Genomic DNA, 21,511 nt, shown 5'->3' on the forward strand with positions numbered 1-21,511 from the left:
GGTCAGTTCAACTGCGCGTTGACGGCGGCGATGGCGTTCTGGTCCAGCTTGATGCCCGCGCGGGCCTCGACCGCCTCGGTGTAAAGCTGGAACATGTCCTGCGCGATGGATTGCGACATCTGGGTCGCCACCTGTCCGCGCAATTGCACCACCTCGGGCGCGGTCGGGTCGGCGGCGTTGACGGCGCGAAGCGCGATCAGGAAGACGCGGCCCTGCGCCTCCACGGCGGCGGTCGCGCCATCGGCCATGGTGAAGGCCCGCTGCACCACCTCGGGCGGGGTCCGGTCGATGAAACCGCCGCGCGCGAAATCGTCATAGCGCGTGACGACAAGGCCCGAGGCCTGAAGCGCCTCCGGGTCGGTCGAGGCTGCGGCGATGTCGTCGGCCATCTTCTTCAGCTCTGCCTGCGTCTGATCCCGCGTCCAGTCGGCGATCACCTGATCGCGGACCTCCTCCAGCGGGCGGACAGCGGGCGGGTCGATGCTGTCGAGGCGCAGCGCGAAGACGCCGCCATCGTCCAGCGGGACCAGTTGCGGAAAGTCCTCGGCCGTCGCGGCCTGCGCGGCATCGCGGAAGGCGGGGTAGGCGGCGATGCCCTCTTCGCTGGCCGTGTCGAAGGCCATGGTCGCCAGCTCCATGTCGGTTTCCTTGGCGACATCTTCCAGCGTCGCCCCGGTGGCGAGCAGGTCTTCGAGATGGTTGCTCTCATCCGCGATCATGCGCCGCGCCTGATCGAGAGAGGCCTCGGCCGCAAGTTCCTCGCGCGCCTCGTCGAAGGTCACGGTCTGGGCGTCGAGAATGCCGTTCATGGCGTAAAGCGCGGGGCCGAAATCGGTCTCGATCGGGCCGACGACGCCGGGCGCGGTCAGGGCAAAGACGGCATCGCCCGCAGCCCCCAGATCCTCTTTGCCCACATCGCCAAGGTCCACATCGGCAAGCTCCAGCCCGCGTTCCCTGGCAAGGCCCGAGAAGTCGATTTCCCCGGCATCGAAGCGTGCCTTGGCGGCTGTCGCCGTCGCCTCATCCGGGTAGACCAGCTTTTCCACCAGCCGCCGTTCGGGCGTCACATAGTCGTCGATCCGTGCCTGATAGGCCTGTTGCAGCGCCGCGTCGTCCAGCGTGACCTTGCCGACCACCATTTCGGGCGACAGCCAGACATAGGTGATGTTGCGCGTCTCGGGCTTGGTATAGGGGGCCGGGTGGGCCTCGAAATAGGTCTTGATCTCTGCCTCATCCGGGACCGCGACGGGCGCGGGCAGGTCCGAGGGCAAAAGCTCGGCCAGCGTGAAGCTGCGCGTTTCGGTCGCCCAGGCTGTGATCATGTCGTCAAGCATGGCGGGCGAGGCGGTCGCGCTGACGGCGGCGTCCTGAATCACGGTGCGGGCGGTTTCGTCGCGGATCTTCGCCTCGAACTCCGCCTCGCTCAGCCCTTCCTGTTGCAGGGCAAGCTTGTAGGCATCGCGGTCGAACTTGCCATCAAGGCCCTGAAAGGCCGGGAAGGTGACAAGCCGGTCGCGCACCGCCGCATCGCCGACGGAAACGCCAAGCCGCGCCGCTTCGCCTTCCAGCGCCGCCGAGGCCAGAAGCCGTGACAGCACATTGCGGTCAAGGCCAAGCTGCTGGGCGGTCTCGAAATTCACCGGCTGCTGAAGCTGGGCCGAGGCTGCCTGCATCTCGCGGCTGACGGCGCGGGCATAGTCGCGCATGGCAATCTCCCGGTCGCCGACGCTGCCGATGGCGGCGTTGGAGGCGCCGAAGTTGCGCGCCCCAAAGCCGCCGAGCCCGAGGATGAGCATCGCCATCAGGATCCAGATGATCGTGTTACCGCGCTTCTTGGCGCGCAGCGGGGTCGACATCGGCTTTGCCCTCCCAAGGGTCAGGTTTTCAGGGGTGTTTAGGTCAGGTCCGGGGGTTGGGCAAGGCCGCGCGCGGGTTCACGGCCGAAAGGCGGCCAGACGGTCGATCAATTCGGCGATTCCAGCGGTCCCGATATTGGCAAAGGCGATGCGCAATTCGCGCGCGCCTGCCGGGTCGTCCTTGGGCCGGAACATGGTGCCGGGCAGCAAAAGGACGCCCGCCTCGGCCACCAGACGGCGGGCAAGCTCGGGCGCGGGCAGGGGGAAGGGGTGTTCGGCATAGGCGAAGAACGCCCCGCAACCCATCAGCCGCCAGCCGGGGAGGTTGGCGAACCCCGCTTCCAGCGCGGCGCGGCGGGCAAGGATTTCGGCCCGCTCCCCCGCGACCCACTGGCCAAGGTTGCGCAGCCCCCAGAGCGCGCCGGTCTGGCCAAGCTGGTTGGGGCAGATGGCAACGGTGTCGAGGAATTTCTCCACCTCTGCCAGCCGCCTTGCATCGGCGATCATGGCGCCGACGCGGTGGCCGGTCAGGCGGAACGCCTTTGAGAAGGAATAAAGGTGGACCAGCACACCGCGCCAGTCGGGATCGGCGAACAGGTCATGCGGCGCGGCGCTGCGGCTGTCGAAATCGCGGTAGGTCTCGTCAAGGACCAGAGCAAGGCCCCGGCGCCGGGCAAGGTCATAGAAGGCGCGGACGGTGTCGGCCGGGTATTCGACGCCGCCGGGGTTGTTCGGTGTGACAAGGACGATGGCCTTGGTGCGCGGCGTGATCAGCATCTCTGCCGCCTCGGCGGACGGGATCAGGTCCGCGCCGCAGGGCAGCGGCACGGCGGCGATCCCCTGCATGTCGAGCCACATTTTATGGTTGAAATACCAAGGCGTTGGCAGGATGACCTCATCCCCCGTGGCAGCGATGGTGGCCATCGCCGCGCAGAAGGCCTGATTGCAGCCCTGCGTGACCGCGACCTCCCCGGCCGCGATACTTCCACCATAAGCGACCGACCACCTTGCCGCGATTTCCTCGCGCAGTGCGGGCAGGCCCAGAACCGGGCCGTAAAGATGGGCGGCGGGATCGTTCAGCGCCGCCTCGGCCAGGGCCTGCCGCAACCCTTCGGGCGGCGCCTCCATCGGGGCGGCTTGACTGACGTTGATAAGCGGACGATCCGGCGGAAAGACCACGCCTTCAAGCCAGCGCCGCGCCTCCATCACCGGGGGCGCCTCGGTCGCTTCCATCCGGGGGGCAAGGGGCAGGGTCATCGGGCGCTCCGTCGCAGGGATCGGGGCCTACTGTAGCGAGGGGCGCGCGCGGCGCAAGCGGGTCAGGCGGCTTTCGGCAGGCTCCGCCACTCGTGCCAGATCAGCCAGATCACGATCAGGTCGAACACCGTCAGCCCCGCCATCAGCAGCGACTGGGTCACCAGAAACTTCTGCACCTGCCAGACGATGAAGCCGCAAAGGACAAGGATCGACAGCGGATAGGCCCAGCGATAGCCCATGATCAGCGCCCCCACGGCGGCGAGTTTGATAAGCCCGTGGCCGATCAGATAGACCGCCCAGAAATGCTGCGTGCTGACGTTGTAGGCCATGGCCAGCGCCATGATCTTGCCGCTGAGCCAGTCGGCCGGGTCCTCCCCCAACTCCCCCGCCGTCATCCAGCGCGCGGCGGCGTGGACCCAATTGGCGCTGAGGAAGAAGAGGAAGACGCCGGTCAGCGTCTCGACCGTCGCGAAGACGGCCTTGGCGATGATGCCCAGTTCGAAGGCGTCGTGCAGAAACTCCGCCCAGCCGCGCCGCCGCATCGGCCGTCAGTCCGCGCCGCGATAGGGCTGGACGTATTGCAGCGCCATGTCCCAGGGGAAGAAGATCCAGGTGTCCTGGCTGACTTCGGTGACATAGGTGTTGACCATCGGCCGCCCGGAGGGTTTCGCGTAAACGGTGGCGAAATGCGCCTTGGGGTAAAGCTTGTGGACCAGTTCCAGCGTCTTGCCGGTATCGACGAGGTCGTCGATGACCAGAATCCCCTCACCATCGCCCATCAGATCGGCCTGCGGGCTTTTGGTGACCTTCGCCTCGCCCCGGCTTTGATGGGAATAGCTTTTCACGCTGATCGTATCGACGACGCGGATGTCCAGCTCGCGGCTGACGATCATCGCCGGGACCAGCCCGCCGCGCGTGATCGCGACGATGGCGCGCCAGTTGCCGTCATCCGGCCCGTGGCCATCCAGCCGCCAGGCCAGCGCCCGGCTGTCGCGATGGATCTGGTCCCAGGAGACGTGAAACCCCTTCTCATGCGGCAGCCGGTCATTCATGGCGTCATTCCTTGCCGTTGCGCCCCGTGACGACGTCGATATCCGGCGCGTCCACGGCCTTCATGCCCACGATGTGATAGCCGGCATCGACGTGATGGGTTTCCCCCGTCACGCCCGATCCCAGATCGGACAGCAGGTAAAGCGCCGATTTGCCGACCTCATCCTGATGGACGTTGCGGCGCAGCGGCGAATTCAGCTCATTCCACTTCAGGATATAGCGGAAATCCCCGATGCCGCTGGCGGCAAGCGTTTTGATCGGCCCGGCGGAGATCGCGTTGCAGCGGATGCCGTCTTTGCCGAGATCCTCGGCGATATAGCGCACCGAGGCCTCAAGCGCGGCCTTGGCCACGCCCATGACGTTGTAATGCGGCATGACCCGTTCGGCCCCGTAATAGGTCAGCGTCAGCAGCGACCCGCCATCGGGCATCATCGCGGCGGCCCGGCGGCAGACGGCGGTGAAGGAATAGACCGAGATGTCCATCGTCATGCGGAAATTCTCGGGCGAGGTTTCGACGTAACGGCCGCGCAGTTCGCCCTTGTCGGAAAAACCGATGGCATGGACCAGAAAGTCGATCTTGCCCCACGTTTCCTTCAGCGTCGCGAAAAGCGTGTCGAGCGAGCCTTCGTCGGCCACGTCGCATTCCACGATCAGCGTCGATCCGATCTCGGCCGCAAGCGGTTCGACGCGCTTTTTCAGCGCCTCACCCTGGTAGGAGAGCGCGATATCGGCCCCCTCGGCGGCCAGCGCCTTGGCGATGCCCCAGGCGATCGACTTGTCGTTCGCCAGTCCCATGATAAGGCCGCGCTTGCCCGCCATCAATTTGGTTGCCATATCTGTCCCCGCGTCCGATTTTCCCGAGTGCGGGAAGCATTAGGCGAAGTTCGGGGGAGCATCAAGTGGACCGCGCCCCTCCGGCACCGAGCGATTGGCGGGGAATCGGTTATCGCGACGGGATGGGTGGTCCGGGGTGCGCTCTATCGGGGCGTGTGCAAAAGTCAGGAGGGCCGTTCGTGGCCGAACGCACAGGGATTTTCGCCGGGGACGACCCGTTCAGCATCGCGCGGGCCTGGCTGACAGAGGCGGAAAAGACGGAAATCAACGATCCCAATGCCATCGCACTGGCGACAACTGACCTAAAGGGCATGCCGAATGCGCGCATGGTCCTGCTGAAAGAGATTGAGCAGGACGCTTTTCTCTTTTACACAAATTACGGGTCGGTGAAGGCGCGCGAGATCGAGGCGGCTGGCAAGGCAGCCTTTGTTATGCATTGGAAGAGTTTGCGTCGTCAGATCCGTGTGCGTGGGGTTACCAGTCGAGAAGACGGGAGCAAGGCGGATGCCTACTTCGCGTCTCGGTCGCTGCAAAGCAGGCTCGGAGCATGGGCGTCACGTCAATCCGAACCCCTGACGTCGCGTACCAGGTTGATTGCCGAGGTTGCCCGTGTCACCGGGACGCTTGGTCCGGCGCCGAAGCGCCCCCCCTTCTGGGGAGGGATTCGGCTCAGGCCGCTTGAGATGGAGTTCTGGGCTGACGGCGCGTTCAGATTGCACGACAGGTTCCGCTGGAGTCGCGAGACGCTGGAGGGGGACTGGTCGATCACACGGCTTAATCCGTGATGTATGAGTGTGCAGACTGTGGAACGGGGGCTCCACGAGATAGGGAATTGAACCACTGGCGGCGACGGTCCTGGCCGGACGCCCTGGCGGATGGGAATACGAGACTATGACGGATACACATCCGAACCAGCACGAGTTGATCGGTCGCGTGAAATGGTTCGATCCAGCCAAGGGCTTTGGGTTCATCGTCGCCGAGGAAGGCGGGGGTGACATCCTTCTGCACGCCAATGTGCTGCGCAATTTCGGGCAGGGATCGGTTGCCGACAATGCGCGCATTCGCGTGATCGTGCAGCAGACCCAGCGCGGCGCGCAGGCGGTCGAAGTGCTTGAGATCCTGCCACCCGACACCGAAGAGGCGGCCCCGATCGAGGATCTGGGCGACAGCGACGCGGCCACGATCGCGGCACTTCCGCTGGAACCGGCCCGCGTCAAGTGGTTCGACAAGGTCAAGGGCTTTGGTTTTGCAAACGTTTACGGCCGCCCCGAGGATGTCTTCATCCATATCGAGGTGCTGCGCCGGTCGGGCTTTGCCGATCTGCAACCCGGTGAGGCGGTGTGCCTGCGGGTGATCGAGGGCAAGCGCGGCCGCATGGCGGCGCAGGTGACCGCCTGGGACGCCGCCCTGCGGGACGGCAAGTGACAGGCGCCCGCGCGGCCCTTGCTGTCGTCGCCTGCCTTGGCGCGACGGCGGCCTTCGGTGCCTGTTCCGAGACGCAGGCCGAGTTCCGCTGGGACGGCGGGGCGGCGCGATTCGCGGTCGAGGTGGCGGACGATGTGGCGGAACGGGCCGAGGGGCTGATGTTTCGCGAAAAGCTGCCCGCGTCCTCGGGGATGCTCTTCGTCTACGACCATCCGCAGCCGGTGGCCTTCTGGATGAAGAACACGCTGATCCCGCTCGACATGATCTTTATCGGCGCGGACGGACGGGTGGGGCGGGTCCATGCCAAGGCGGTGCCGGGCGACCTGACACCGATTCCCGGCCCCGATGACACGCTGATGGTGCTTGAGATCGGCGGCGGCCTTGCCGCGCGGCTGGGTCTGGGCGAGGGGGCGGTCCTGCGCCACCCCGCGCTTGACCAATCCGGCGCGCTTTGGCCCTGCACGGCGCCTTAGCCCTTTCCCTGCGCCGCGTTCGCCGCTAAGGACATCGCTGATCGGGGCGTAGCGCAGCCTGGTAGCGCGACGGTTTTGGGTACCGTAGGTCGGAAGTTCGAATCTTCTCGCCCCGACCACTTCTTTTCAACGTTCGTAGAAAGCCGGGCCGGCGGACGACCGCGGGGGGCCGCCGCGCGGGGTGTGGGGACACGCTTTATGGTGCCGCCCTCATCCGACGTCTGTTCGGCACGCTGCGTTGCAAAAGCGGCCGCCCGTGCGGGCGGTCGGCCGCTGGCCCGGCGGGGCCAAGGCCCCTTGTTCCGGCCCGGTGAGGCACGCGCGACGCAGGGCCACGGCGCGGCGATCCGACCTTGCCGCATCACGCTTTATGCCAGCCAGCACCCTCCGACATCGGTGTTTCGCGGGACATCGGCCAAATCGCCGGGCCTGGGGGTGGCCCGGCGATGCGCGGCGGCGCGGGTCGAGGGCATCAGGCGGCCCACGTCCCGGACTCGATCCGGGACCCCCGCCACCGGAAGAAGAGGTCCCGGATCAGGTCCGGGACGCCAAGGCACGGGCCTTCTCGCCCTCCATCTCCACTGCCGTTGAAACGCCGCCACCCGCCCGGCGAGGCGCGGCGAAGGCACGGCAGGGGCATCAGGCGGCCCACGTCCCGGACTCGATCCGGGACCCCCGCCACTGGGCGAAGAGGTCCCGGATCAGGTCCGGGACGGCTCCCCGCTTCGCCTTCGGCATCGCGCGATGGCAGGTGTTGTTGCCATGCCACCCCCTCGCCGCGACCGGCCGTCGCGGCCCTTCCGGCTCCGCCAATTCACCCGGTCGCACAGGTTTTCGTGCCAACCTCCCGTAGACAAACGCTTTCCCCGCCCGGACAGCCGGACCGCGCCCTGATGGTGAATCACATCCCCCCGCGACGCCCCTGTGGACATGTCGGGGTCAACCCGAAAAGACCTCTCAAATGTGTGAAAAATCTGTTGACCTGCCCCCTCTGGATACGTCAGTTTGTATGGGCTGACGGAGACGCCACAACATTTAGTGGATGGTCCGGCGGCAACACAATCTCATTCAAAGGCCGCGCCCAAAGCGGCCCGGACGTGGCAGGCGCATCTGCCGCGGAGGTGACGTGTTGCCGCCTGATCCCATCGGCACCACGGCGGCAAGACGCCCCCAAAGGGTGCGCCGCGCAAAACTGGACAAGGATGGGGCAGATGAAGATCGAACGGAAATTCACCGAAGCCGGGCAGGACGCCTATGCGGGCATCGCCTTCGGGACCACCACGTCGGAGATCCGCAATCCCGATGGCAAGATCGTCTTCCGCAACGACAGCGTCGAGGTGCCGGAGGGCTGGAGCCAGGTCGCGTCCGACGTGCTGGCACAGAAGTATTTCCGCAAGGCCGGCGTTCCCGCGCGGCTGAAGAAGGTCAGGGAAAAGGGCGTCCCGGAATTCCTCTGGCGTTCCGTCGCCGATGACAAGGCGCTGGCCGATCTGCCCGCCGACGAACAGATCGTGGGCGAATCCTCGGCCAAGCAGGTCTTCGACCGTCTGGCGGGGGCCTGGGCCTATTGGGGCTGGAAAGGTGGCTATTTCACCACCGAGGCCGACGCACAGGCCTATTACGACGAAATGCGCTTCATGCTGGCCGAACAGATGGCCGCGCCGAACTCCCCCCAGTGGTTCAACACCGGCCTGCACTGGGCCTATGGCATCGACGGCCCCGGTCAGGGTCATTTCTATGTCGATCACACCACGGGCAAGCTGACCCGGTCGAACTCCGCCTACGAACACCCACAGCCCCATGCCTGCTTCATCCAGTCGGTCTCGGACGATCTGGTGAACGAAGGCGGCATCATGGACCTTTGGGTGCGTGAGGCGCGGTTGTTCAAATACGGCTCCGGCACAGGCACCAACTTCTCCTCGCTCCGGGGTGAGGGGGAGGCGCTGTCGGGCGGCGGCAAGTCCAGCGGATTGATGGGGTTCCTCAAGATCGGCGACCGCGCGGCGGGCGCGATCAAGTCGGGCGGCACCACGCGCCGCGCGGCGAAGATGGTGATCTGCGACATGGATCACCCCGATATCGAATCCTTCATCAACTGGAAGGTCATCGAGGAGCAGAAGGTCGCAAGCCTCGTCGCGGGCTCCAAGAGCCACGAAAAGCAGCTCAACGAGATCTTCGCGGCGATCCGTCAGTGGGACGGCTCCACCGAGGATGCGGTCGATCCGGCGAAGAACGAGGCGCTGAAAACCGCGATCCGGGGCGCCAAGAAGGCGATGATCCCGGAAACCTACGTCAAGCGCGTGCTGGATTACGCGAAACAAGGCTACGGGAGCATCGAATTCCCGACCTATGACACCGATTGGGACAGTGAAGCCTATGCGTCGGTCTCCGGCCAGAACTCGAACAACTCCGTCCGGGTGACCGACGCCTTCCTCAAGGCCGTGAAGGACGATGCCGACTGGGAACTGGTGCGCCGCACCGACGGCAAGATCGCCAAGACCGTCAAGGCGCGCGATCTGTGGGAACAGGTCGGCCACGCCGCCTGGGCCTGCGCCGATCCGGGCATCCAGTTCCACGACACCGTGAACGCCTGGCATACCTGCCCGGAAGACGGGCAGATCCGTGGCTCCAACCCCTGTTCGGAATACATGTTCCTTGACGACACGGCCTGCAACCTTGCGTCGATGAACCTGCTGACCTTCTACAAGAACGCCCAGTTCGATGCCGAAGGCTATGTCCACGCCACCCGGCTCTGGACCGTGACGCTGGAAATCTCGGTCCTGATGGCGCAGTTCCCGTCGAAGGAGATCGCGCAGCGATCCTATGACTACCGCACGCTGGGCCTTGGCTATGCCAATATCGGCGGCCTCTTGATGAACATGGGGCTGGGTTACGATTCGGACGAAGGCCGGGCGCTTTGCGGCGCGCTGACCGCCGTGATGACCGGCATTTCCTATGCCACCTCGGCCGAGATGGCCGGTGAACTGGGCGCCTTCCCCGGCTATGCCCGCAACGCCGGTCACATGCTGCGCGTCATCCGCAACCACCGCGCGGCTGCCCATGGGCAGACGGAGGGGTATGAGGATCTGGCGGTCAAGCCGGTGCCGCTCGATCACGCGAACTGCCCCGACCAGACCCTTGTTTCCCTTGCGAAATCCGCCTGGGATGAGGCGCTGGCCCTGGGCGAAAAGCACGGCTATCGCAACGCGCAGGCCACCGTCATCGCGCCGACCGGCACCATCGGTCTGGTGATGGATTGCGACACCACGGGGATCGAGCCGGACTTCGCGCTGGTGAAGTTCAAGAAGCTTGCGGGCGGCGGGTATTTCAAGATCATCAACCGCTCGGTTCCCGCCGCGCTGGAAACGCTGGGCTATGGCTCGGCGCAGATCGAGGAAATCATCGCCTATGCCGTCGGTCACGCCAGCCTTGGCAACTGTGCCGGGATCAACCACACCGCGCTGATCGGGCATGGTTTCGGTCAGGCGGAACTGGACAAGATCGAGGCGGCGCTGCCCTCGGCCTTCGACATCCGCTTTGTCTTCAACCAGTGGACGCTGGGGGAAAGCTTCTGCCGCGAAACCCTTGGTATCCCGGCCGAAAAGCTTGCCGACCCGACCTTCGACCTGCTGCGCCACCTGGGCTTCACACGGGCGCAGATCGAGGCCGCGAACGACCATGTCTGCGGGACGATGACGCTGGAAGGCGCGCCGCATCTGGACCCGAAGCACTACAACGTCTTCGACTGCGCCAATGCCTGCGGTCGCAAGGGCAAGCGGTTCCTGTCGGTCGACAGCCACATCACCATGATGGCGGCGGCGCAAAGCTTCATCTCGGGCGCGATCTCCAAGACGATCAACATGCCGAACAACGCCACCATCGAGGAGACGCTGGCGGCCTATGAGTTGTCCTGGAGCCTCGGCATCAAGGCCAACGCGCTTTACCGCGACGGGTCCAAGCTCAGCCAGCCGCTCGCGTCCGCGCTGGTCGAGGATGACGAGGAGGCGGAGGAGATCCTCGCCACCGGATCCGCGCAGGAAAAGGCCGCCGTTCTGGCCGAGAAGATCGTCGAGAAGATCGTCGTCAAGGAACTGGTCCGCAGCCACCGCGAAAAGCTTCCCGAACGCCGCAAGGGCTATACCCAGAAGGCGATGGTCGGCGGCCACAAGGTCTATCTGCGCACGGGCGAGTACAAGGACGGCACGCTGGGCGAGATCTTCATCGACATGCACAAGGAAGGCGCGGGCTTCCGGGCGATGATGAACAACTTCGCCATCGCTGTGAGCGTCGGCCTGCAATACGGTGTTCCGCTTGAGGAATTCGTCGATGCCTTCACCTTCACCAAGTTCGAGCCGGCCGGCATGGTGCAGGGCAATGACTCGATCAAGCAGGCGACCTCGATCCTTGACTACATCTTCCGGGAACTGGCGGTTTCCTATCTCGACCGCACCGATCTGGCCCATGTGAAGCCGCAGGGCGCAAGCTTCGATGACCTCGGCGGCGGGTCGGATGAGGGGCAGTCGAATGTGTCCGAGCCCAGCGAACGGACGGCGTCGAAGTCGCTTGAGGTACTGAAACAGGTCGCCTCGACCGGCTACATGCGCAAGCGTCTGCCGCAGGAGTTGATCGTGCTTCAGGGCGGGATCGGGGCCACGGCGCTGGCGGGCGATCCGATCGCGGCGCTGAACACGCTGGTCCCGGCCACCGCGCAGGTCGCCGCCGCCAGCGGGGCCACGGCGCTGGCCAGCGGCACGGTGACGATGGATGCGCGGACCAAGGCGAAGATGCAGGGCTATGAGGGCGACCCCTGCGGCGAATGCGGCAACTACACGCTGGTGCGCAACGGTACCTGCATGAAGTGCAACACCTGCGGCGGCACGAGCGGGTGCAGCTGAGGGCGGCGTAACCCGCCGGGCTGAGAGTACGACGAAAACCCGGACCGTTGTGTCCGGGTTTTTTGCTGTGTTGGGGGGGCGGGTCGCCCCGCCCGGAACAAGGCGCGGCACGCGCCGCCGGGCAGCGCCCGACCGCACCACCGGGCGGGCGCTTTGGCACCGTCCCCGTGATGATCCGGCCTCAGACAAGGCCGCACCATAAACTGCCATCCCAAACCGTCGCGACGCCCACCCGCGGTCGGGCGCCGCCCGGCTTTCGATGGGGGCGCAGGGGGCGGGGGGCTCCACCGCCCCGGACCCGATCCGGGGCCTCCACTGGCCGGAAGAGGAGGTCCCGGAGCAAGTCCGGGACGCGGCCACTATCCCCCCTCGGATCGCCCCCCGATGTCGCAAACCGGCAAGACGGGCGGGGCGCGGCGGGGGAGGCTTCGCCCATGACAGAGCAAACAGACCCTCCCCGCCGCCGCGGCCGTGCCGAACGCAAGGCGGCGGCCCCGGCCCGTATCGTCAACTACCGCCATCTTCGCCACCCCTTCGCGCCGCAATCGGTGCTGTCCGCCGACGCGGTCGCCGCCATTCACGAGATGGCCCTGAAACTGCTCGAAGACCTCGGCCTCAAGGTCCTGCTGCCCGAGGCGCGGCAGATCTACGCGGCCGGTGGCGCGCGGGTCGATGAGGCGACCGAAATGGTCCGCATCGGGCGCGACATCGTGGCCGGGGCGCTGACCTCCGCCCCGGCCTCCATCCGCCTCAACGCCGCGAACCCCGACCGCGCGCTGAGCTATGAGGACGGCGCGCTGATCTTTTCGCCCGGCTCCGGCTGCCCCAACGCGACCGACCGTATCCGGGGCCGCCGTCCCGGATCGCTGGAAACCTATGAAGAGGTGCTGAAGCTGCATCAGAGCTTCGACGTGATCCACAAGGTCGGCCCTTCGGCCGAACCGCAGGACATTCCCGCCCATCTGCGCCATTACGCGATGATGCGGGGCCAGCTGACCCTGACCGACAAGCCGCTTTTCATCTATGCGCGCGGGCGCGGGCAGGTGGAGGACAGCTTTGCCTTGATCCGCCTTGCCATGGGGCTGTCGGAGGAGGAGTTCCGCAATCAGGTCTGGTCGACCACCGTCATCAACACCAACTCTCCGCGCCAGATCGACAAGCCGATGGCGCAAGGGATCATCGACTTTGCCCGCCATGGCCAGATGTCGATCATCACCCCTTTCTGCCTTGCGGGCGCCATGGCCCCGGTCACGGTCGAAGGCGCGCTGGTCCTGCAACATGCCGAATGCCTGGCGGGGATTACGCTGGCGCAACTCGCCCGTCCCGGCGCGCCGGTCAGCTATGGCGGGTTCTCCTCGAACGTCGACATGAAATCCGGCGCCCCCGCCTTCGGCACGCCGACCCATATCCGCATGGCCATCGCCACCGGGCAACTGGCGCGCCATGTCGGCCTGCCGTGGCGCTCGGCCGCCGGGTCGGCCTCGAACGCCGCCGACATGCAGGGGGCGGGGGAGAATCACATGGGGCTTTGGGCCAACCTCATGGCCAACGCGACGCTGGTCGTGCATTCGGCGGGCTGGCTCGAAGGCGGGCTGACCTTCGGCTATGAGAAGTTCATCAACGACGTCGAGGCATTGCAGATCATCGCCGAGATCTGCCAGCCGCTCGGCTCCACCCCCGACGATCTGGCCTGGGAGGCGCTGGCCGATGTCGCCCCCGGCGGCCATTTCTTCGCCACCCCGCACACGATGGAGCGATTTGACCGCGCCTTTTACGCGCCGCTGGTCGCGGACCTCACGAATCACGGCACCTGGGCGGCGGCAGGCGCGAAGGCGGCGGACGAACGCGCGACGGCAATCTGGCAGCGGGTGCTGGCGGAGTATGTGCCGCCCCCCAGTTCGCAGGAACGCGCCGACCGCATGGCCCGCTTCATCGCCGACCGCACCGCCGAAGGCGGGGCGCCGCCGCTTGACTGACCGTCACCGCCTGCGGGCGAGGTAATCGCGGGTAAAGGCCGCATAGCCCTCGGCCGTGACCCGCAGGTCATCCCGCATCAGCCGGTGCAGATCGGCCAGCTTGTGTGACGGAACGGTCGGAAAGACATGGTGTTCGACGTGATAGGGCATGTTCCACGCCAGGAACCGCACGATCCGGTTGGTGAAGGTGGTGCGCGTGTTCTCGAACATGTTCGCGACAAAGGGACAGTCGCCATGTTCGGCCAGAAGGTAAAGGCGCAGAAAGGGCTGGCCGAGGATCACCGGCACGATCCAGACCCAGAGGAGCAGCGGCGACCAGATCAGCGTCAGGCCCGCGAGCGTATATAGCACCAGCATCGCCCGCGCCTCACGCACCATCCGGGGCAGGGCGCGGTCGGACAGATAGCGCGCCCGTTCCCGCCCCGTGGCAAGGCGGAACAGCAGCGCCACCCCCTGTCCCCAGACCGGCAGCCCGCTGACATGGACGATCCATTGCGCCAGCGTCTCGGGCTTGGCGCTGTCAAGCTCCGGGTCCTCGCCGGGGATATTGGTGAAACGGTGATGGGCAAGGTGAAAGGCGCGGAACCATTCGAAGGGCAGCAGGATGAGGAACCCGCAAACCCGCCCGACCCAATCGTTCAGCGCGGGGGCGCGGAACGGCGTGCGATGCGTGCATTCATGTTCCAGCGTGAACAGGAAGATCAGCGCGATCCCCTGCACCGGCAACAGCGCCCACCAGAACGGAACCCGCGCCGCGATCGCCGCGCCAAGCCCCGCGATCAGCGCGACATGGCCCGCAAGATGGATCAGACCCGCGAGGTTGCTGGTCTCGGTCAGCGCCGCGCGGGTGGCCGGGGACAGGGCGGACAGGAAGGCCTTGTGATCTCTCATGCCCGCCAGTCTGGGCTGGCACGCGCGCGCGGGCAATGCCATTTGCGACGCACTCGGCCGTCGCCCGCGCCACGCTTGACTTTCCCCCCCGCCTGACCGATAAGCGCCCATCCCGGCGGGTCCCTGGCCCGGCCGGGATTGTCAATTTCAACGATCGCCCCCGGACGGGGGCGCGCTGTCCGAGGCGGGAAATCCCCGAAACGCCGGTTGAAACCGGGGCCACAGGGCGCGGCAGAGAAGAAGGAAAGACCCATGTTCGCGGTCCTCAAGACCGGTGGCAAGCAATACAAGGTTCAGGCGGGCGATGTGCTTCGCGTGGAACTGATCGCCGCCGCCGCTGGTGAAAAAGTCCAGTTCAACGAGATTCTGATGATCGGTGGCGACAAACCGGTCCTGGGTGAGCCGCTCGTCAAGGGCGCCGCCGTTCAGGCCGAGGTCATCGACGACATCAAGGCCGACAAGGTCATCACCTTCTGGAAGCGCCGCCGCAAGCATTCCTCGCAGCGCACCCGTGGCCACCGCCAGAAGCTGACCCTGCTGCGCGTCACCGACATCCTCGCCTCGGGCGCGGAAAAGTCGGGCGTGAAAGAGGCGATCGGCACCGCCGCCGCCCGCGTCGCCGCGCATAGCACCGCGACCGCCCCGGCCGAGAAGAAAGCCGAAAAGGCCGAGAAGAAGGCCGCACCGGCGAAAAAGCCCGCGGCCAAGGCCGCCCCGGCAAAGAAAGCTCCGGCCAAGACCGCCGAAGCCAAGACGAAGGAGTAACGACCCATGGCACATAAAAAAGCAGGCGGTTCGTCCCGCAACGGCCGCGACAGCGCGGGCCGTCGTCTCGGCGTGAAACTCTTCGGCGGGCAGGCTGCCCAGCCGGGCGCGATCATCGTGCGCCAGCGTGGCACCACCTGGTGGCCGGGCGAAGGCGTCGGCATGGGCCGTGACCACACGATCTTTGCGACGACCGAGGGCCGCGTGACCTTCCGCAAGGGTCTCAAGGGCCGCACCTTCATTTCGGTACTCCCGGTCGCGGAGGCAGCCGAGTAAGCCGAACCTTTACAATTCGATTGTAAGCGGGGACCGGCTGAAAGGCCGGTCCTCTTGCTTTTTCAGGGATGGAGATATCGGACCATGGGGTCCATCGCACAATCAGACGTGATCCGCATTTCGGCGGGTCCGGGCGTCAGGGGATTGATCCGGCCATCGTGCCGCCCCATTTCAGACGCAGGAGGAGCGTATGACGGCGGCGTCCAAAGGGGCCCCGGCGGACATGCAGTCAAGATTTCCCGATCCCCTGCCGGTAGGGCGGCAGCGGGCCGGGCCATGCGTTTCGGAGGAGGGAAGGCATGATACAGGAAGCCATTCTGGCCCAGCCGGTGATCGAGGCGGAGCGCTTCACGCTGCGCCCGCTGCGCCGCTCGGACGCGGGGCTGATGAGCCTTTATACCGCCGACAAGCGCCTTGCCGAAGGCACGCGCACGATCCCGCACCCCTTGCCCCCCGGCGCGACCGAGGCCTATATCGCCCGTTCGCTGACCGAAAAGCGGCCCGAGGATGTCTGGGTCATGGACGGCTCTGCCCATGGTCTGGCCGAGGTGCTGGGCGTGGTCAGCCTGTCGCATATGGAACGCGCGCAGAGCGAGATCAAATACTGGGTCGCGCCCGCCTTCTGGAACACCGGCCTTGCCTCCGAGGCGGTCGCGGCCATGGTCGCGGCCAACCCGCACAAGGCCCGCACGCTTTTCGCCGAGGTCTTTCAGGACAATACCGGCTCGGCCCGTGTGCTGACCAATTGCGGCTTCGACTATCTCGGCGATGCCGAGGCCTTTTCCGTCGCGCGCAACACCATGGTCCCGACCTGGACCTATGTGAAGAAGATCGCCTGAGGCGGCGGCCGGACCCCGGCCGCTCCCCTTTCTTTTCATTGTGGCGCAAATACTCCGGGGGTCGTCCATCGGTGCGCCATCGGTTCGAGAACCGATGGACGACGGGGCTGGCCCCCCGCGCTGTCCGGTGCCGCGTCGCCTCTCCCTTGCGAAAATCCGCGCCAGCGACTATCGCGGGGGCTTGGAGCATGTTGCACAAAAGTGGGAACCGGTTTTGTGCGCCTCGAACATGCTAAATCAAAGGATTGGAGCGTGTCGCGTGAATGGGAATGAACGCGACGGGCTCTAGCCAGGGAAAGCGCCGGACATGAAATTCCTCGACCTCGCCAAAGTCTACATCCGCTCGGGCGGCGGCGGTGCGGGCTGTGCCTCGTTCCGGCGTGAGAAGTTCATCGAATTCGGCGGCCCCGATGGCGGCGACGGCGGCAATGGCGGCTCGGTCTGGGTCGAGGCGGTTCAGGGGCTGAACACGCTGATCGACTTCCGCTACCAGCAGCATTTCTTCGCCAAGAACGGCCAGCCCGGCATGGGCAGCCAGCGCACCGGCAAGTCGGGCGACGATATCGTGCTAAAGGTCCCGGTCGGGACCGAGATCATCGACGAGGATGAGGAAACGCTGATCGCCGACCTGACCGAGGTGGGCCAAAGGGTTTGTCTCGCCGAAGGCGGCAATGGCGGCTGGGGCAACCTGCGCTTCAAATCCTCCACCAATCGCGCGCCGTCACGCGCCAATCCCGGCCAGCCGGGGGTGGAACGCACGATCTGGCTACGCCTGAAACTGATCGCGGATGCCGGGCTTCTGGGCCTGCCGAACGCGGGCAAATCGACCTTCCTTTCTGCCGTTTCGAACGCACGGCCGAAGATCGCCGATTATCCCTTTACCACGCTGGTCCCGAACCTCGGCGTCGTGGGCGTGGACGGGCGCGAATTCGTCATGGCCGACATTCCCGGCCTGATCGAGGGCGCAAGCGAGGGCAGGGGGCTGGGCGACATGTTCCTTGGTCATGTCGAACGCTGTTCGGTCCTGCTGCACCTTGTCGATGGCACGTCATCGACGATCGCCAAGGATTACAAGACCATCGTGGCAGAGCTTGAGGCCTATTCCGAGGCGCTGGCGGACAAGCCGCGCCTGACCGCGCTGAACAAGATCGACGCGCTGGACGCCAGGACACTCGCCTCGCGCAAGCGCAGCCTTGAAAAGGCCAGCGGCGGGCCGGTCCACCTGATCTCCGGCGTCGCAGGCACCGGGGTGCAGGAGCTTCTCCGCGCGCTTTACGCGATCATCGCGGGCGACCGGGCCGAGGCGGCCGAGGAAGAGGCGCGCGGCACATGGCATCCCTGACGGTGGCGCGCCCCGACCTCGGCGCGGCGCGGCGGCTGGTGGTCAAGATCGGCTCGGCCCTGCTGGTTAACGGCAAGGGGGGCTTGCGGGGCGACTGGCTGCGCGCACTGGCCGCCGATGTGGCGGGCGCCAAGGCGCGCGGCAGCGACGTGATCCTCGTCTCCTCCGGCTCCATCGCGCTGGGGCGGGGGGTGCTGGGCCTGCCGAAAGGCGCGCTGACGCTGGACCAGAGCCAGGCCGCGGCCTCGGTCGGCCAGATCCGGCTTGCGCGGGCCTATGAAGAGGCGCTGGCGCCCCATGGCCTGACCGCCGGGCAGGTCCTGGTGACGCTGGAAGATACCGAGGATCGTCGCCGCTACCTCAATTCCCGCGCGACGATGCAGACGCTTCTGGGCCTTGGCGTGGTGCCGATCGTGAACGAGAATGACACCGTCGCAACGGATGAGATCCGCTATGGCGACAACGACCGGCTGGCGGCGCAGATCGCGGTGACCGTGGGGGCGGATCAGTTGATCCTGCTCTCGGATGTGGACGGGTTCTATTCCGCCAACCCCAAGGAGGACCCGACCGCGCGCCGCTTCGACATTGTCGACCGGATCACGCCGGAGATCGAGGCGATGGCGGGCGATCCGGTCTCGGGCCTCTCCAAGGGCGGGATGAAGACCAAGCTGATGGCGGCCAAGACCGCCGTGTCCGGCGGCTGCGCGATGGCGATCATGGAAGGGTCGGTCGAACAGCCGCTGAGCGCGCTGATGGCGGGCGCGGCCTGCACCTGGTTCCTGCCGCAGGGCGACCCGCAGGTGGCGCGCAAGCGCTGGATCGCGGCGATGAAGCCGCGCGGGGAGCTGGCGCTGGATGCCGGTGCGGTGGCGGCGCTGACGCGGGGCAAGTCGCTTCTGCCCGCCGGGGTGAACGGGGTCACCGGCCAGTTCGGCCGCGGCGATGCGGTGGCGATCCTTGGCCCCGACGGGGCGGCACGGGGTGTGGGCCTGATCCGCTATACCGCCGATGAGGCGCGCGCGATCGCCGGGCGGCGGTCGGGTGACATCGAGGGCATTCTCGGCTATGCCGGGCGCGGGCCGATGGTGCATCGCGACGACATGGCGCTCTGACCGGACCGGCCTTGCGGCCGGGGCCTCCGGCGGGGAGTATTTGGACCACAATGAAAGGGGCCGGCGTGAAGGATCTTGACGATATTGCGGGCCTGATGCGGGCGATCGGGGAAAAGGCGCGCGCGGCGGCGGCCGAGCTGGGCTTTGCCCCTGCCGAGCGCAAGGAGGCCGCGCTTCTGGTGGCCGCCAAGGCGGTCTGGGCGCGGCGGGCGGAGATCATCGCCGCCAATGCCGAGGATCTGGCCTATGGAAGGGAAAAAGGGCTGAGCCCGGCGATGATGGACCGCCTGACACTGGATGAGGCGCGGCTGCGGGGCATCGTCGATGGCCTTCGCGCGGTGGCCGGGCAGGCCGATCCGGTGGGACAGGTCATCGCCGAATGGGACCGGCCCTCGGGCCTGCATATCCGCCGGGTGCGCACGCCCCTTGGCGTCATCGGCGTGATCTATGAAAGCCGCCCCAACGTGACCGCCGATGCCGGGGCGCTGTGCCTGAAATCGGGCAATGCGGTGATCCTGCGCGGCGGGTCGGAGAGTTTCCATTCCGCCCGCGCGATCCATGCCTGTCTGGTCGAAGGGCTCAGCGGCGCCGGGCTGCCCGAGGATGCGATCCAGCTTGTGCCGACCCGCGACCGTGCGGCGGTGAGCGAGATGCTGAAGGCGGTGGAGTTCATCGACGTGATCGTGCCGCGCGGCGGCAAGGGCCTTGTCGGACTGGTGCAGGCCGAGGCGCGCGTGCCGGTCTTTGCCCATCTCGAAGGGATCTGCCACGTCTATGCCGATGGCGATGCCGACCTTGAGAAGGCGCGCGCCGTGGTCCTGAACGCCAAGACCCGGCGGCCCGGTATCTGCGGCGCGGCCGAATGCCTGCTGATCGACCGTGCGTTTCTGGAGAAGCACGGGGCCGTGCTGATCGAGGATCTGGTGAAGGCCGGGGTCGAGGTGCGGGCCGAGGGGGTGCTCTCGGGCGTGCCGGGGACGGTCGCGGCGGCGCCGGAGGATTTCGGGCGTGAGTTCCTGGACATGATCATCGCGGCGAAGGTGGTCGAGGGCGTGGACGGCGCCATCGCCCATATCCGCCGCTACGGCTCGCAGCATACCGAGGCGATCCTGACCGAGAACGACGCCACCGCCGCACGATTCTTCGAACGGCTCGATTCGGCGATCCTGATGCGCAACGCCTCCACCCAGTTCGCCGACGGGGGGGAGTTCGGCATGGGCGCCGAGATCGGCATCGCGACCGGCAAGCTGCATGCACGCGGCCCGGTGGGCGCCGAGCAGTTGACAAGCTTCAAGTATCTCGTGACAGGCGACGGGACGGTGCGGGGTTAGACGCGGCCGCGGCGCCGGACGGGCTTTGCCCGGGGCGCCGCGACGCCCGAGGGGCTTTTATCGCGCGCTCAGTACCTTGGGGGATTTTTGGCTCCGGCGGTAGGGATCGAACCTACGACCAATTGATTAACAGTCAACTGCTCTACCGCTGAGCTACGCCGGAACACGGGGCGCGTATAGCAAGCGGTTTCGGGGGCGTCCAGTGGGGTGGTCAGAAAATTTTCGCGGCCTCCGCCAGGCGGAATTCGGTGGCCGGGGCGATGGGGCCGGGGTGGGTCACACGGCCCTGTTCCGTCAGGTCGATAAGATGGGCAAGCACGTTGCGTTCGGCGGCGGGTAGGAGCGCGGGCGGGGTCTCGACATAGATGCTCCGCGCCAGCGTCGCGGCATTGGCGGGGCCGGGGGCAAGGGTGGCCAGGATCTGCGCCTCGCGCATCTTGCGGTGGGCGCGAAGCTCCGCGATCCGTGCCGCCGGGTCATGGATTGCGTCGCCATGGCCGGGGTAGAAGCGCCGCGCCGGTTCCCCGACCAGCCGGTCGAGGCTGCGGAAATAGGCGCCCATGTCGCCGTCGGGCGGCGAGACGAGCGAGGAGGCCCAGCCCATGACGTGGTCGCCGGTAAAGATCACCGGCCCGCCGGGCAGGGTGGCCGCGAAGCTGAGGTGGTTGGCGAAATGCCCCGGCGTGTGGATCGCGCGAAGCGCCCAGTCGCCGCCCCGGACGGTGTCGCCCTCGGCCAGCGTCATGTCCGGTGCAAAGCCGGTATCGACGCCCTCGCCGCCGCACAGATGCCCCGCATCCGCCAGCGCCGCCATGGTGGCGGAACGTCCGGCCCCGGCCGCGCCAAAGGCCAGCACCGGGGCGCCGGTCCGGCCCGACAAGGCGCGCGACAGCGGCGAATGATCGAGATGGGCATGGGTCACAAGGATATGGCTGATCCGCTCCGCCGGCTGCAACGCGGCCAGAATCGCCGCCATGTGGCGCGCATCGTCAGGGCCGGGGTCGATCACGGCGACGGCGCCGGAGCCGACGATATAGGTATTCGTCCCGCGATAGGTCATGGGTGAGGGGTTGTCCGCCAGCACCATCCGCAGCCCGTCCTCAGGCCGTTGCACCTTGCCCGCCGCGCCCCCTGTGTCAGACCTGTCCATCTTGCGCTTCCGCTTGCCCCCTGCGGCGGCTAGTCTGCC

The 21,511-nt window shown here is 66.7% G+C and carries 18 protein-coding genes and 2 tRNA genes; 12 read left to right on the forward strand and 8 right to left on the reverse strand.

Going from position 1 to position 21,511, the window contains the following annotated elements:
• Window positions 1-2: 2 nt before the first annotated feature.
• The 5 genes from LX70_RS00315 to fabI form a co-directional block, all read right to left on the reverse strand.
• Window positions 3-1,856 carry a peptidylprolyl isomerase gene (locus LX70_RS00315; RefSeq protein WP_105512560.1) on the reverse strand — a complete coding sequence of 618 codons (1,854 nt, stop codon included), beginning with the start codon at window positions 1,854-1,856 and terminating at the stop codon, window positions 3-5.
• A 78-nt stretch (window positions 1,857-1,934) separates the two neighbouring features.
• Window positions 1,935-3,113 carry an aminotransferase gene (locus LX70_RS00320; protein WP_105512561.1) on the reverse strand — a complete coding sequence of 393 codons (1,179 nt, stop codon included), beginning with the start codon at window positions 3,111-3,113 and terminating at the stop codon, window positions 1,935-1,937.
• Between the two features lie 62 nt (window positions 3,114-3,175).
• On the reverse strand, window positions 3,176-3,655 hold the full coding sequence (locus tag LX70_RS00325; RefSeq protein ID WP_105512562.1) for a DUF2127 domain-containing protein: 480 nt from the start codon (window positions 3,653-3,655) through the stop codon (window positions 3,176-3,178).
• Window positions 3,656-3,661: 6 nt separating this feature from the next.
• Window positions 3,662-4,165 carry a xanthine phosphoribosyltransferase gene (gene gpt, locus LX70_RS00330; protein ID WP_105512563.1) on the reverse strand — a complete coding sequence of 168 codons (504 nt, stop codon included), beginning with the start codon at window positions 4,163-4,165 and terminating at the stop codon, window positions 3,662-3,664.
• A gap of 4 nt (window positions 4,166-4,169) precedes the next feature.
• Entirely contained in the window at window positions 4,170-4,997 is an 828-nt protein-coding gene (gene fabI, locus LX70_RS00335) for an enoyl-ACP reductase FabI (protein ID WP_105512564.1), read from the reverse strand.
• A gap of 179 nt (window positions 4,998-5,176) precedes the next feature.
• On the opposite strand from fabI, the gene pdxH reads away from it, so the two are divergent.
• The 6 genes from pdxH to LX70_RS00365 all read left to right on the forward strand — a co-directional run bounded on the left by pdxH (window position 5,177) and on the right by LX70_RS00365 (window position 13,766).
• The gene (gene pdxH, locus LX70_RS00340; RefSeq protein ID WP_105512565.1) at window positions 5,177-5,782 is read left to right on the forward strand and encodes a pyridoxamine 5'-phosphate oxidase; all 606 of its coding nucleotides are present in this window, start codon (window positions 5,177-5,179) and stop codon (window positions 5,780-5,782) included.
• A gap of 106 nt (window positions 5,783-5,888) precedes the next feature.
• Window positions 5,889-6,422: a cold-shock protein gene (locus LX70_RS00345; RefSeq protein WP_105512566.1), complete on the forward strand. Its 534-nt coding sequence runs from the start codon at window positions 5,889-5,891 to the stop codon at window positions 6,420-6,422.
• A complete protein-coding gene (locus tag LX70_RS00350; RefSeq protein ID WP_245884881.1) occupies window positions 6,419-6,895 on the forward strand; it encodes a DUF192 domain-containing protein in 477 nt (158 codons plus the stop codon). The genes LX70_RS00345 and LX70_RS00350 overlap by 4 nt, the downstream gene beginning before the upstream one ends.
• A gap of 42 nt (window positions 6,896-6,937) precedes the next feature.
• Window positions 6,938-7,014, forward strand: a tRNA-Pro gene (locus LX70_RS00355).
• A 1,092-nt stretch (window positions 7,015-8,106) separates the two neighbouring features.
• Entirely contained in the window at window positions 8,107-11,790 is a 3,684-nt protein-coding gene (locus LX70_RS00360; protein ID WP_105513518.1) for a vitamin B12-dependent ribonucleotide reductase, read from the forward strand.
• Between the two features lie 434 nt (window positions 11,791-12,224).
• Complete coding sequence (locus LX70_RS00365) at window positions 12,225-13,766, forward strand: trimethylamine methyltransferase family protein (RefSeq protein WP_105512567.1); 1,542 nt, start codon at window positions 12,225-12,227, stop codon at window positions 13,764-13,766.
• Between the two features lie 3 nt (window positions 13,767-13,769).
• Here the strand turns inward: LX70_RS00365 and LX70_RS00370 are convergent, their stop codons facing one another.
• Window positions 13,770-14,657 carry a fatty acid desaturase gene (locus LX70_RS00370; RefSeq protein ID WP_245884882.1) on the reverse strand — a complete coding sequence of 296 codons (888 nt, stop codon included), beginning with the start codon at window positions 14,655-14,657 and terminating at the stop codon, window positions 13,770-13,772.
• A 252-nt stretch (window positions 14,658-14,909) separates the two neighbouring features.
• Here LX70_RS00370 and rplU point away from each other — a divergent pair, with 252 nt between their 5' ends.
• The 6 genes from rplU to LX70_RS00400 all read left to right on the forward strand — a co-directional run bounded on the left by rplU (window position 14,910) and on the right by LX70_RS00400 (window position 20,322).
• On the forward strand, window positions 14,910-15,422 hold the full coding sequence (rplU, locus tag LX70_RS00375; protein WP_105512569.1) for a 50S ribosomal protein L21: 513 nt from the start codon (window positions 14,910-14,912) through the stop codon (window positions 15,420-15,422).
• A gap of 6 nt (window positions 15,423-15,428) precedes the next feature.
• Window positions 15,429-15,698, forward strand: coding sequence for a 50S ribosomal protein L27 (rpmA, locus tag LX70_RS00380; RefSeq protein ID WP_105512570.1), 270 nt, complete (start codon window positions 15,429-15,431; stop codon window positions 15,696-15,698).
• Window positions 15,699-15,997: 299 nt separating this feature from the next.
• Entirely contained in the window at window positions 15,998-16,537 is a 540-nt protein-coding gene (locus LX70_RS00385) for a GNAT family N-acetyltransferase (RefSeq protein WP_105512571.1), read from the forward strand.
• A gap of 307 nt (window positions 16,538-16,844) precedes the next feature.
• On the forward strand, window positions 16,845-17,879 hold the full coding sequence (gene obgE / locus LX70_RS00390; protein ID WP_105512572.1) for a GTPase ObgE: 1,035 nt from the start codon (window positions 16,845-16,847) through the stop codon (window positions 17,877-17,879).
• Window positions 17,867-18,991, forward strand: a complete 1,125-nt coding sequence (gene proB, locus LX70_RS00395; protein WP_170076087.1) for a glutamate 5-kinase — start codon at window positions 17,867-17,869, stop codon at window positions 18,989-18,991. Before obgE ends, proB begins: the two co-directional genes overlap by 13 nt.
• A gap of 95 nt (window positions 18,992-19,086) precedes the next feature.
• A complete protein-coding gene (locus LX70_RS00400; RefSeq protein WP_425430571.1) occupies window positions 19,087-20,322 on the forward strand; it encodes a glutamate-5-semialdehyde dehydrogenase in 1,236 nt (411 codons plus the stop codon).
• A gap of 88 nt (window positions 20,323-20,410) precedes the next feature.
• On the opposite strand, the gene LX70_RS00405 is transcribed toward LX70_RS00400, so the two are convergent.
• Window positions 20,411-20,485: transfer RNA gene (locus LX70_RS00405), tRNA-Asn, on the reverse strand.
• Between the two features lie 48 nt (window positions 20,486-20,533).
• Window positions 20,534-21,472: an MBL fold metallo-hydrolase gene (locus LX70_RS00410; RefSeq protein WP_105512574.1), complete on the reverse strand. Its 939-nt coding sequence runs from the start codon at window positions 21,470-21,472 to the stop codon at window positions 20,534-20,536.
• Window positions 21,473-21,511: the final 39 nt, after the last annotated feature.

Origin of the sequence: Albidovulum denitrificans (assembly GCF_002973535.1) — a bacterium.
In the GTDB taxonomy this organism is placed as follows: Bacteria; Pseudomonadota; Alphaproteobacteria; order Rhodobacterales; family Rhodobacteraceae; genus Albidovulum; species Albidovulum denitrificans.